The organism is Muricoprocola aceti (assembly GCF_025567005.1).
In the GTDB taxonomy this organism is placed as follows: domain Bacteria; phylum Bacillota; class Clostridia; order Lachnospirales; family Lachnospiraceae; genus Marvinbryantia; species Marvinbryantia aceti.
In genome coordinates, this window is record NZ_JAOQKE010000012.1 from 76,907 (window position 1) to 89,171 (window position 12,265).

Annotated in this window: 11 protein-coding genes and 1 pseudogene; 1 reads left to right on the forward strand and 11 read right to left on the reverse strand. The window is 42.8% G+C overall.

Annotated elements, in window-relative coordinates; translation table 11 throughout:
* Nucleotides 1-296: 296 nt before the first annotated feature.
* From OCV47_RS16200 to OCV47_RS10190, 11 genes and pseudogenes are all read right to left on the reverse strand, one after another.
* A pseudogene (locus OCV47_RS16200) lies at nt 297-425 on the reverse strand (type II toxin-antitoxin system HicA family toxin); the annotation flags it as partial.
* Between the two features lie 154 nt (nt 426-579).
* Nucleotides 580-1,590: an aspartate--ammonia ligase gene (gene asnA / locus OCV47_RS10145; protein ID WP_262654965.1), complete on the reverse strand. Its 1,011-nt coding sequence runs from the start codon at nt 1,588-1,590 to the stop codon at nt 580-582.
* Nucleotides 1,591-1,656: 66 nt separating this feature from the next.
* A complete protein-coding gene (locus OCV47_RS10150) occupies nt 1,657-2,871 on the reverse strand; it encodes an LL-diaminopimelate aminotransferase (protein ID WP_262654967.1) in 1,215 nt (404 codons plus the stop codon).
* A gap of 71 nt (nt 2,872-2,942) precedes the next feature.
* Complete coding sequence (dapF, locus tag OCV47_RS10155; protein WP_262654969.1) at nt 2,943-3,776, reverse strand: diaminopimelate epimerase; 834 nt, start codon at nt 3,774-3,776, stop codon at nt 2,943-2,945.
* Between the two features lie 16 nt (nt 3,777-3,792).
* Nucleotides 3,793-4,341, reverse strand: a complete 549-nt coding sequence (locus OCV47_RS10160) for an ANTAR domain-containing response regulator (RefSeq protein WP_262654970.1) — start codon at nt 4,339-4,341, stop codon at nt 3,793-3,795.
* Nucleotides 4,342-4,412: 71 nt separating this feature from the next.
* A complete protein-coding gene (gene glnA / locus OCV47_RS10165; RefSeq protein WP_262654971.1) occupies nt 4,413-5,741 on the reverse strand; it encodes a type I glutamate--ammonia ligase in 1,329 nt (442 codons plus the stop codon).
* 375 nt (nt 5,742-6,116) lie between these two features.
* Nucleotides 6,117-7,349, reverse strand: a complete 1,233-nt coding sequence (locus OCV47_RS10170; protein ID WP_262654972.1) for a S41 family peptidase — start codon at nt 7,347-7,349, stop codon at nt 6,117-6,119.
* A gap of 75 nt (nt 7,350-7,424) precedes the next feature.
* Complete coding sequence (locus OCV47_RS10175; RefSeq protein WP_262654973.1) at nt 7,425-8,513, reverse strand: PucR family transcriptional regulator; 1,089 nt, start codon at nt 8,511-8,513, stop codon at nt 7,425-7,427.
* A 125-nt stretch (nt 8,514-8,638) separates the two neighbouring features.
* Entirely contained in the window at nt 8,639-9,142 is a 504-nt protein-coding gene (gene greA, locus OCV47_RS10180; RefSeq protein ID WP_262654974.1) for a transcription elongation factor GreA, read from the reverse strand.
* Between the two features lie 41 nt (nt 9,143-9,183).
* On the reverse strand, nt 9,184-10,461 hold the full coding sequence (locus tag OCV47_RS10185) for a glutamate-5-semialdehyde dehydrogenase (RefSeq protein WP_262654975.1): 1,278 nt from the start codon (nt 10,459-10,461) through the stop codon (nt 9,184-9,186).
* Nucleotides 10,462-10,574: 113 nt separating this feature from the next.
* Nucleotides 10,575-11,726 (reverse strand): PucR family transcriptional regulator, encoded by a 1,152-nt coding sequence (locus OCV47_RS10190; RefSeq protein WP_262654977.1) that lies wholly within the window; start codon nt 11,724-11,726, stop codon nt 10,575-10,577.
* A gap of 220 nt (nt 11,727-11,946) precedes the next feature.
* Between OCV47_RS10190 and OCV47_RS10195 the strand changes: the two genes are divergently transcribed.
* Nucleotides 11,947-12,105 (forward strand): hypothetical protein, encoded by a 159-nt coding sequence (locus OCV47_RS10195; RefSeq protein ID WP_262654979.1) that lies wholly within the window; start codon nt 11,947-11,949, stop codon nt 12,103-12,105.
* Nucleotides 12,106-12,265: the final 160 nt, after the last annotated feature.

Genomic DNA, 12,265 nt, shown 5'->3' on the forward strand with positions numbered 1-12,265 from the left:
CTGCCGGAGTCTCCTTCATTGCTTTACATCTCATTTATGTCAGTCATATTAACACAGTGATTTGTAAATTACAAGTCTATATTTAATGAAAAAAATGCATGAGTATAATGCAAGAGACTTATTACTGCCTTTTCTATATTTCTAAAAGTTCCTCACGGTATTTTGGTATTTTCATGCCAAAACACCTTGCGGGACAGTGGGTTCTGAACAATTACCTGTATTCAATTATCTGTATCACATATTCTATTTTTGTATGATATCCCTTATATTCCAACCTGTTATTTTTCATTTCTATTCTATAATTTCCCCAACTCAGTTAAAAACTCTACCAATTCTTTTACTGCTCCGCTTTTCATCGTATCTTCTGGATGTGGCTTGTGCAATAATATCATCCTCTTATCTTTCTCTCTGTAAAATTTCACTCTTGAGCCAGATGTTTTTCCATATTCAAGTCAATCATTCTTCTAATTTTTATAGCAAAAAAGACTATAGAATTTCATTTCTGAAATCCCACAGTCTTTTTTTAATTTTATTGCCAAAAGGGACAGTCATAAAGCCAGAAAACACCGTCCCCAATGGCTACAGTAGCTGTATTCCAGCCTTTTTTGCTTCTTCTGTCACATCTTCCGGCCACAGGGATGCCTGTACCTCTCCGATATGTGCTTTTCTTAAGTAGAACATACAGATTCGTGACTGGCCGATACCGCCACCGATAGTGTATGGCAACTTTCCATCCAGGATGGCTTTCTGGAATGGCAGCTCTTTTCTTTCCGGGCAGCCGGCTTCATCCAGCTGTTTTAACAGAGCCTCTTCGTCTACACGGATACCCATGGAGGATAATTCCAGTGCAATGTCCAGCACCGGATAGTATACGATGATATCTCCGTTCAGGGACCAGTCATCGTAGTCCGGGGCACGTCCGTCATGCTTTTCTCCAGATGCCAGCTTGCCGCCGATCTGCATGATAAATACGGCACCTTTTAACTTGGTGATTTTGTATTCCCGTTCCTTCGGAGTACAGTCCGGATACATGTCTTCCAGCTCCTGCGTGGTGATAAAGAAGATATCCTTTGGCAGAATCTCCTCAATATAATCATACTGCAGAGACATATAGGTCTCTGTAGCTTTTAATGCCTTATACACATTTTTTACTACATTTTTCAACGTTTCCACATTGCGTTCTTCTTTGTAGATGATCTTCTCCCAGTCCCACTGATCCACATAGATGGAATGAATATTGTCCGTATCTTCATCTCTGCGGATAGCATTCATATCGGTATAAAGACCTTCCCCATGAGAAAAACCATATTTCTTTAACGCATAACGTTTCCACTTTGCCAGAGAATGTACAATCTCTGCCTGGGCATCGTTCTGCTCTTTGATTCCAAATGATACCGGACGTTCTACGCCATTTAAGTTATCATTCAGACCAGACTGCGGTGTAACAAATAATGGTGCTGTCACACGCAGAAGATTCAGTCTGGTGGTCAGCGCCTTCTGAAAATAATCTTTTACTACTTTGATCGCTACCTGTGTGTCATGCAGGTTCAAAGCGGAAACGTAATCTTCCGGAATAATCAGGTTGTCCATGTCCATATCCTCCTCGTATTTCCTAAAATCTTAGTATAGCAGATTCTGAAAATTATACAAGCGTTCTTATAATGCTTTCATTCGTTCAATGGCCTCTACCGTATTGTCGTAGCTGCCAAATGCAGTCAGACGGAAATATCCTTCTCCACTTGGTCCAAATCCGGATCCAGGAGTACCTACGACATTTGCTTTTTCCAGCAGATAATCAAAGAATTCCCAGGAGGTCATCTTGTCTGGGGTTTTCAGCCAGATATATGGCGCATTCACACCACCGGATACTGTATAGCCTGCAGATTTCAGACCTTCATAGATAACTTTGGCATTATTCATGTAATAAGCTACCTGTTCTCTCAACTGAGCCTTTCCTTCCGGTGAATAAACGGCTTCTCCGGCTCTCTGAACGATGTATGGTGCACCGTTATACTTGGTGCCATGTCTTCTCGCCCAGAGAGGATGCAGATTAGTCTCTCCTGCCTTTAATTCTTTTGGGATTACGGTAAATCCCAGACGTACTCCGGTAAATCCGGCATTCTTGGAGAAACTGCGCAGCTCAATGGCACAGGTTCTGGCTCCCTCACATTCATAGATGGAATGTGGTACATTTTCTTCGGAAATATAAGCTTCATAGGCGGCATCATAGATAATGATGGCCCCCACTTTATTGGCATAATCTACCCATACCTGCAGCTGGTCTTTCTTGATGGTAGAACCAGTCGGGTTATTCGGGAAACAAAGGTAAATCAGATCCGGCGTCTCCTTTGGCAGTTCCGGTGCAAAGTCGTTCTCTGCGGTACACGGCATATAGATCACATCGCTCCAGGTCTCCGTCTTTGGATCCCATGTTCCGGTTCTGCCAGCCATAACGTTGGAGTCCACGTAAACCGGATAGACTGGATCGCAAACAGCGATCTTATTGTCCAGACTGAAAATTTCCTGAATGTTAGAGGAGTCACACTTTGCTCCATCGGATACAAAGATCTCATCTGCTGCAATATCACATCCACGATCCTGATAATCATTTTTTGCAATAGCATTTCTTAAGAATTCATAGCCCAGATCCGGTGCATAACCATGGAAGGTAGCTGCGTCTGCCATCTCATCTACTGCACCGTGAAGCGCCGTGATAATGGCCGGAGCCAGAGGCTGGGTTACATCTCCGATCCCCAGACGAATGATTTTCTTATCTGGATGCTCAGTGGAAAATGCTGCTACTTTTTTGCCGATTGTAGAAAACAGATAACTGCCTGGCAGTTTTAAATAATTGTCATTTACTTTTACCATTGTCTTTTTCTCCTGAAATTTTATCTATGTTACACTTCACTGTCGCATTCTGCAAACAGCTGCATATTTTCTTAAAGGTCAATCTCTCCGTCAAATACCGTTGTGGCACTTCCAGTCATATAAACTTTATTTTCAATCCGGTCCCAGAAGATCTTCAGATCACCACCAAGAAGCTTAACCGTAACTTCCTCTTCTGTCAGTCCATTCAGAATGGATGATACTGCTACGGCGCAGGCTCCGGTTCCACAGGCCAGTGTCTCTCCTGAGCCTCGCTCCCAGACACGCATCTCCACAGTATTCCGGTCAATCACACGAACAAATTCTGTATTTACACGATCCGGGAAGATCTCATGATTCTCAAATTTCGGACCGATCTTCTCAATTTCCAGATTCTTCACATCATCTATGTAAGTGATGGCATGAGGATTGCCCATGGATACACAGGTAATCTTCCATTCTTTTCCATCCACCATGACCGACTCATCGATCACCTTCTCTTTTTCAGAACGTACCGGTATATCAACAGCCTTTAATATCGGTGTCCCCATATTAACTTTTACAGTATCTACTTTTCCATCTTTGATCGTCAGATCCAGATATTTGATTCCACTTTTGGTTTCCACACTGATGCTGGTCTTATCGGTAATTCCATAGTCATACATATATTTGGCCACACAACGGATTCCATTTCCGCACATAGCTCCCTGAGATCCGTCTGCGTTATACATCTCCATTTTTCCATCAGCCACTTCAGATGGTTTGATCAGAATCAGTCCGTCTGAACCGATGCCAAAATGCCTGTCACTGACTTTGATCGCCATTTCGGACGGGTGCTCTACCGTCTCTTTAAAACAATTCACATATACATAATCATTTCCGATTCCATGCATTTTTGTAAATTTCATAATTGTTTATCTCCTTTTAATTCATCATCAATGCAAATACCATTTCCGCCGTCTCTACCAGATTGGTTCCGCTGTCCATGCTGCATTTCTGCATATAGCGATGTGCCTCCTCCTCTGTCATACTGTTCCGATCCATCAACAATTTCTTTGCTGCATCAATCATTTTCTGCTCTTTTTCAGATCTCACCTTCGGCATCTTTTTCTTCTTTTTCTGCCTGCGGATGATCGCTGACTGCATGAACTCTATGGTATCCATCAGATCATGTACCTTCAGCGGCAGGCAAAGCCGCACAATATCCGGAGCCACACAGGTATCCAGAATTTCCTCAGATGCAACCAGAAGCATTTCAAAATCTCTGGGAAGGCACTCTTTCAGATGATCATACTGCATATCCCGGAAACGATAACTACAGATGACCATACCTTCTCCCAGATTGTCGGCGGCCTGCAGTACCTGTGCCCCGCTGACACAGACGGCTGCTACCTGGTATCCATTGCGTACGATAATATTCCTGATATTTTTCGCATCTTCCGCTTTTGGGAAAGCCACAATGATACTGGCCATTTTTACGCACCTCCTGTTATTGTAAAGTCATGTCTCACTTCAGCTCGACTTGAGTTTCCAAAACAGGGCTGTCAGATTCTGTAAAGATACTGATCCAGTTCCCACTGGGTTACCTGATTCGTATATTCTTCCCATTCTGCTTTTTTGGCCTTGCAGAAATTCTTTACAATATGTTCTCCAAGAATCTGGCAGATAAATTCACTCTTTTCCAGTTCTTCTACTGCCTCACTCAAATTCTCAGGCAGACGTTCCAGACCGATTTTTTTCTTCTCTTCTTCTGTCAGTTCATAGATATTACTATTTACACAGGCTGGTGGCTCAATCTTATTCTTAATGCCATCCAGTCCTGCTGCCAGGCAGACTGCCAGCACCAGATATGGATTGCTGGCCGGATCAGGACTTCTCAGTTCTACGCGTTGTCCTTCCCCCCTTGTCACTGGAATACGGATCAGAGGAGTACGGTTCTGAGCGGACCAGGCAATATAAACCGGTGCTTCATATCCTGGAACCAGACGTTTATAAGAATTGATCAGCGGGTTGGTAATTGCCGCTATTCCCTTCATATATTTCAGCAGTCCACCCATGAAATAATAGGCTTCCTGGCTTAATTCTTTCTCGTCTTCCGAATCCGCAAAGATATTCACTCCATCTTTGGATAAAGACATATTAATGTGCATACCAGATCCATTGATATTCTGCTTCGGTTTCGGCATAAAGGATGCATGCAGACCGTGGCGCTTGGCGATAGTCTTTACCGCCAGTTTAAAGGTCATCAGACTATCTGCTATCGTCAATGCATCTCCATACTTCAGGTCGATTTCATGCTGAGCAGGTGCCACTTCATGATGGGATGCCTCAATTCCAATTCCCACATCCTCCAGTGTCATCACCATATCTCGTCTGGCATTTTCCCCAAGGTCCACCGGACCTAGGTCAAAATAGCCTGCCTTCTCATGAGTGATGGTCGTTGGCTGACCATTATCATCCAGATGATACAGGAAAAATTCACATTCCGGTCCTACATCAAACTGATATCCCATATCTGCTGCTTCTTTGATCACTTTCTTCAGCACATAGCGAGGATCTCCCTCAAATGGCATACCATCCGGTCGATAAACATCACAGATCAGTCTGGCCACCTTTCCCTGCTGTGGTCGCCATGGAAAAATGGTAAACGTACCCAGATCCGGATGCAGATACATATCAGATTCTTCGATCCTTACAAACCCTTCAATCGAAGATCCATCAAACATACACTGATTATCCAGTGCTTTCTCCAGCTGACTTGCCGTAATGGCAATATTTTTCAGGGTTCCGAAAATATCCGTAAACTGCAGTCGGATAAATTCCACGTCTTCTTCTTCTACCATGCGAACAATATCTTCTCTGGTATACTTCATAAATAATCACTCCTCCAATGTTCTATATCCTTTTTTATATGAAAAAAGGCATTCTACACCTGTGGTCGAACGCCTTTGCTCTGAAAAAATCATAACAGCGGCATTTTTGTTTGTCAACCAAAAACCCGCTGTCTCATAATGATACTTAATCATTAAATCTATTTACTATTTCGATTAATCCATCCCAATTGATTTCTATTATTCTTTGATCTCTCCTTTACTTTTAGACACTGAGTGTCTAAAATGAAATTAGAAGCAAACATCATTACAGGAGGTATATTATGGACCATACTTTTACAGACCAGGAACTTGCACGGGCACTTGCTCTTATCGCCATGGCTGAAACAGATTTTTGTCAGAGATTTCTTTTCTCTGCTACTTCTCTTCCTGAAGAACCTCAATCGCCTTTTGAAGCTGATTATCTTCTTCATGACTGATGCTGGACTGATTTTTCAGCTCCTCATCTAATTCTATCTCCACGTCCGGTGTGATACCTTTTTTGTGTATATCATGCCCTTTTGGTGTGTAATATTTCGCCACTGTCAGTTTCACTCCCGTACCATCAGACAGATAAAAGGTTCTCTGTACAATTCCCTTTCCAAAAGTTGTAGTTCCCACAATGGTTCCAATTCCATAATCCTGAATTGCTCCGGCAAAGATCTCTGAAGCACTGGCACTGTTCTCATTTGCCAATACCGCCAGCGGTTTGGTAAATTGATGTTCTTCGTCTGACGTATACTCTTTCCGATTCCCGTTCTTATCTTCCGTATAAACAATCAGACCTTCCGGCAGAAGCTGATCCAGCATATCACACACTACCTGCAGCACGCCGCCTGGATTGTTCCGCACATCAATGATCAGCTTTTCCATATTCTGGTTCTCCAGATCCTCAAGGGCCTCCTTAAACTGGTCTGCCGTCACTTCATCAAATTCCACCAGCCTGATATAACCAATCTGGTTATCCAGCATCTCATATTCCACTGTCGGGATCTGTACTTCCCGCCTGGTCAGTTCCACTTCCAGAGTCTCACCATCCCGCTCTATTTCCAGAGTCAGTTGCTCCTCCGGATCCGTCTTAATCTTCGATACCAGTTCCGAAAGTTCTATTCCTTCTACGGACTTTCCATTCCAACCGGTGATCACATCGCCTGGCTGCAGCCCTGCTTCCTGAGCCGGTGTTCCGTCAAAGCAGGATACGACTGACAGTTCTCCGGTATCCGGATCCTGGGTAAGGGTAGCTCCTATGCCAGAATAAGCTCCTGATATGGATTCCTCCATACTCTCCAGTTCTTCCTTTGAATAATAAACAGAATAGGGATCCTCCAGACCGGCCACCATTCCGGTATACATCGTATCCTCCACTTTCTGTCCATCTATTTCATCCAGATAATAGGCATTGATCAGTTCTTCGATCTCTCCTGTCTTTTTCTTTACCTGACTCAGATTCATATCCAAAGTCTCTGTCTTCTCTGAGCCTGTGCTGACTGCTGCACGTCTGGTCATCTTCCACTGCAGATGCAGCAAACATCCCGCCATACAGATCAGTACCAGAAAGACTCCACAGAAAAGTCCCTTCAAAAACTTTTCATTTTCATTTTTCTGTTCCATATATGCTCCCTTCTATAAAAAACAAGAGGGTCTGGTATGCTCCCATACTCAAACCCCCGTTTCTTTTCTTTTTACCTAAAAATCTGTGGTCTCCATATACTTCATATATTTTACAACCATCAGTGCAATCTTAAATGTGATTGCATCCTCGAATACTCTCAGGTCCAGTCCTGTACTCTTCTGAAGTTTATCCAGGCGGTATACCAGTGTATTTCTATGAATATACAACTGTCTGGATGTCTCAGATACATTCAGACTGTTCTCGAAGAATTTATTAATCGTTGTCAATGTCTCTTCATCAAAATCATCTGTCGATTTTCCACCAAAGATTTCTTTGATAAACATTTTGCAAAGTGGTATCGGCAGCTGATAGATCAGACGTCCAATTCCCAATGAACTATAGGCAATCACATTTCTCTCATCAAAAAAGATTTTTCCCACATCCAGTGCCATGCGTGCCTCTTTATAAGATCTGGAGACTTCCTTAATCTCGTTCACCACCGTACCATAGGCCACATGTGCGATCTCTCTTAACTCCGGTTCCAGACTGCCGATAATCATGCGAGCAGTCTGCTCCAGTTCTTCATTACCATCAGACTCTTCCAGTTCCTTTACCACAATAATGCTCTTCTCATCTACCGCTGTGATAAAATCGCCAGAACGATTTCCCAGGTTCGTCCGAATACTCTCCATGGATACTGTATCTTTTTCATGATTTGTCTCCAATATAAATACCACTCTTCTGGAATCTGTATTAATATGGAGCTTTTTTGCTCTGTTATAGATATCAATCAGCAGCAGGTTATCCAATAACAGATTCTTGATAAAGTTATCCTTATCAAATCTTTCTTTATAAGCAACCAGCAACCCCTGTATCTGAAATGCTGCCATCTTGCCGATCATATAAGTGTCATCTGTACTTCCACTTGCGAGAAGGATATATTCCAGCTGAGTCTCATCATATACCTTAAAAAACTGGTACCCCTGCACTTCCTGACTGTCTGCAGGCGAATTTGCAAAAATTCTTGCAGGCTCTGAAAAATCTCCTGCCTCCGGGAATGTAGCTGCCAGTACATTTCCCTCTGTGTCAACAATTCCCAATTCCACTCTGCTGATCTGTTTCAAACCTTCTACCGTATTTTGCAATATTTGATTAGAAATCATACCGTTCACCCCAATACATAGTATATCTTTTACTATCATACACCAATTTTAACAAAAAAGAAAGGTGTTTTTCATATTTTTTTGTAAGGATTTCAGGCATACCTTTTCGTCATATTTACTGTTTTTCAGAATCGACGGATCTCATCCTGACTGTCATCATTCTCTTTACTGATTGCTTTGATCTCTACATAATATCCTGCATTTTCATTGATCTTTACCAGTACCCGATCTCCCACTTTATGTCCACGGATCGCTTTTCCAAGAGGAGATTCAATACTGATCATTCCTTTCATGGAATTTCCTCGAATAGAGGTCACCAGCTTATAAGTTTCTGTCTCGTCTTCATCTTCAAAATATACTTCTACTGTATTATTTAATCCCACTTCATCAGAACGTGACTGATCTGACACGATTCTTGCATTTTTCAGCATTCTCTCCAGATAACGAATACGACTCTCATTAATATTCTTATCCTTTTTAGCGGCATGATATTCAAAATTCTCACTGAGGTCTCCCTGCGCTCTGGCCTCTTTCACTGCTTCCAGTGCTTCTTTTCGCACAACCAGTTTGCGATATTCGATCTCTTCCTGAATCTTTTTCACATCGCTTTCCGTTAACTGTTCTCCCATGTTATCTTCATACTCCTTTACTGTTCCTGTTACTCAGGATTCTATAGATCTTTAAAATGAAACGTTCTTTTTCCGCTGGCATAGTCTCCTACCACATGTCCATTTCCAAATAATTTATACTTGTAGCTGACCAGGCCTTCCAGGCCCACCGGTCCTCTGGCATGCAGTTTTCCCGTACTGATTCCCACCTCTGCTCCAAATCCGTAACGGTAACCATCTGCAAATCGAGTAGAACAGTTCTGATAAACACCCGCTGAATCCACCAGCATCATGAATTCTTCTGCTGCCCCGCTGTCTTCTGTCAGGATACAATCTGTGTGATGTGATCCATAAGTATTAATATGATCAATCGCCTCTTGAATAGAATCTACTATTTTGGCCGATACAATATAATCCAGATATTCTTTCCGATTATCCTCTTCCGTTGCCTCTACGCATCCTGTCAGCTCCTGCACTTCTCTGGTACCTTTCAATTCTACCCCATGTGCTTTCAATTCCTTTGCCAGTTCCGGCAGGAATTTTTCCGCTATCGCCCTGTGAATCAGCAGTGTCTCTACCGCATTGCAGGCAGACACATACTGCGTCTTGGCATCGAGAATCACTGGTATTGCTTTTTTCAGATCTGCCTCTTTATCCACATAAATGTGGCAGATTCCATCTGCATGTCCCATAACAGGAATTCTGGTATGATTCATAATATACTGTACAAACTGATTTGAGCCCCTTGGAATCAACAAATCTACATATCCATAGCAGTCCAGCAGTTCACTGATCTCCGATCTGGCTTCCAGAAGCAACATACTATGCTCTGGCAGTCCAGCCTCCAGTGCAGCTTTCTGTATAATCTGAAATAAAATCTTATTGGTTCTGAGCGCTTCACTGCCGCCTTTCAAAATCACGCAGTTTCCACTCTTGATACACAAAGCAGAAATCTGCACCAGTGCATCCGGTCTGGCTTCAAAAATAACTCCAATCACGCCAATTGGGCAGGTAACACGATAAAGAGTCAGTCCCTCATCCAATTCCCTGGCCAGCTGCGTCTGACGCAGTGGATCCTTTAATCCGATCAGGTCACGAATACCTTCTGTCACATCATGAAGCTTTCCCTCATCAAACTTCAGGCGTTTCAATACCGGAGCCGCGATTCCTTCTTTTTCTGCCTGCCTTCTGTCTTCCTCATTTGCCGCAAAAATCTCTTCTTTTCTGGCAGCTAATGCATCAGATACTGCCTGTAGCGCCTGATTTCTCTGAGTTTCCGATAATGCAGCCATCTGAGGTGCTGCCGCTTTCACTTTTCTGACTTCTTCTCTGATCTCCATATCTGTCTCTCCTTTGCCGAATGAACAGGCAGGAAGTTTTCTTCTCTTCCCTTCCTGTCTGTCGCTACATGCTTCATTATAAAAGAGTTTTTCTGTCACCGCAAGTTCTATTCCTACATCTTTCGTATATAAAATGCAATCTGATAGGGCAGCCTCTCTTCCGGTGTCTCCAGACTGGTATTCAGTAGTTTTTTGATATTTCCGATACGGTATAACACCGTATTGCGATGGGTATACATCTCTTCTGCCACCGCCTGAATGCTCCCATTATGCCTGAGATAGCATTCCAGCGTTTCCACATAACTGGCATGATGTTTTTCATCATATGCTTCCAGCACTGCCAGTGTCTCCTCTTCCATTTCCCTTAAAATATCCGGATCTGAAGTCATATACAGCAGACGATTCAGACCACACTCATCAAATTGCACTACAGAGCACTTCTCTTTCATAGCGATTCTGGCTGCTGCTCTGGCCCGATAATAGCTGACTGACATCTGTGAAATATCCATGCGCAGACTGCCAATCCCCACATAAAGTGACAATCCCGGCATTCGTTTTTCCGCTCTGCGCACCGTTCCTTCAGCCAATCTTTGCATAAAGGCTTCTGGAACTGCATTCGCCACCAGCACAAAATCTGAATTATAATAGAAAAAACTGGCGTTATGAGTAATTTCCTCCAGATATACCTGAATCCGATAGGACAGTTTCTTACGTTCCACTGTGTCCATCGCATCCAGTCCTTCGCAGGTAAAAAGCATCACCTGAAAGCTGCCATCCACATCAAAGTAAGGCAGCAATTCTTTTCGGTATGCATCCTGATTATCCGGTGCCTCGATCGCTGAAATCAACGCTGATACAATCTGTTCGTCTGCACTGTCCTGCAAAAACACCCGGATGCTGAAATCTTTGATCATATCTGACAAATGCACTTCCCAGGGAACCGTCAGAAGCGGCAGATCATTTTCGTCACAATACTGCTTCAGTTCATCCGGAATTTCCAAAATATATTGTCCTACATTCACTATCAGGCCGGCAGAATGGTGATGCACCAACTCCTTTGCCAGATGCATCCAGTCGATAAGCTCCGGGAAACCAAGTCCTGTGGTTACTGCCAGCTCCTTTCCCCAAAAGTTCTGTATAATCGTGGTATCCTCCAGTAAGTGCACCCAACTGATCGAATTAGACCAGCCATTTCTTCCTGCCAGGAACTTCATATCATATTGTTTCTCTGATGTCAGCATCATATCCTCAATGGTAAAGCTCATGTTGTTCACTCCTTTTCCCGTTTCGGTAACGCCTGTATACTTCTCTTTTTTATTCTATCATAATTTGTTTATCGTGTCTCGTTTTTTGTGCTTTCAGCACATAATATAGGCTGCATTTTTAGAGTTATAAGCCATATGATTTTTTATTTTTTGTGCTAAAATATAATTACATCAAGGAAATACAAACATTCCTGATAAACAATACAAGGAGGCGAGAATTATGAGATTCACTACTTATACTAATTCCATGAACACACTTTCCATGCCAGAATGGATTCGCACAGAGCGTTATATGTACTGTGACAATTTTGTAAATGATTATATGAATTCAGATCGATTCAGTCTTCTTTCCTTTATCAAACATCTATTTCACAGATAGTTATAATATACTCTCTTTCTCATCACCAGAGGCAGCTGACGCTGTTTCTGGTGATTGTATGTAACCACCAGGTTACGTAATCGAGTAGGAGGGGATTTTAATTAAATCCCCGACCTCTCACACCACCGTGCGTACCGTTCGGTACACGGCGGTTCAACCA

Excerpts from the sequence above, each read along its gene's own strand:
- asnA (WP_262654965.1), bottom strand. The coding sequence starts at position 1,590 with ATGGACAACCTGATTATTCCGGAAGATTACGTTTCCGCTTTGAACCTG.
- OCV47_RS10150 (WP_262654967.1), bottom strand. The coding sequence starts at position 2,871 with ATGGTAAAAGTAAATGACAATTATTTAAAACTGCCAGGCAGTTATCTG.
- dapF (WP_262654969.1), bottom strand. The coding sequence starts at position 3,776 with ATGAAATTTACAAAAATGCATGGAATCGGAAATGATTATGTATATGTG.
- OCV47_RS10160 (WP_262654970.1), bottom strand. The coding sequence starts at position 4,341 with ATGGCCAGTATCATTGTGGCTTTCCCAAAAGCGGAAGATGCGAAAAAT.
- glnA (WP_262654971.1), bottom strand. The coding sequence starts at position 5,741 with ATGAAGTATACCAGAGAAGATATTGTTCGCATGGTAGAAGAAGAAGAC.
- OCV47_RS10170 (WP_262654972.1), bottom strand. The coding sequence starts at position 7,349 with ATGGAACAGAAAAATGAAAATGAAAAGTTTTTGAAGGGACTTTTCTGT.
- OCV47_RS10175 (WP_262654973.1), bottom strand. The coding sequence starts at position 8,513 with ATGATTTCTAATCAAATATTGCAAAATACGGTAGAAGGTTTGAAACAG.
- greA (WP_262654974.1), bottom strand. The coding sequence starts at position 9,142 with ATGGGAGAACAGTTAACGGAAAGCGATGTGAAAAAGATTCAGGAAGAG.
- OCV47_RS10185 (WP_262654975.1), bottom strand. The coding sequence starts at position 10,461 with ATGGAGATCAGAGAAGAAGTCAGAAAAGTGAAAGCGGCAGCACCTCAG.
- OCV47_RS10190 (WP_262654977.1), bottom strand. The coding sequence starts at position 11,726 with ATGAGCTTTACCATTGAGGATATGATGCTGACATCAGAGAAACAATAT.
- OCV47_RS10195 (WP_262654979.1), top strand. The coding sequence starts at position 11,947 with ATGAGATTCACTACTTATACTAATTCCATGAACACACTTTCCATGCCA.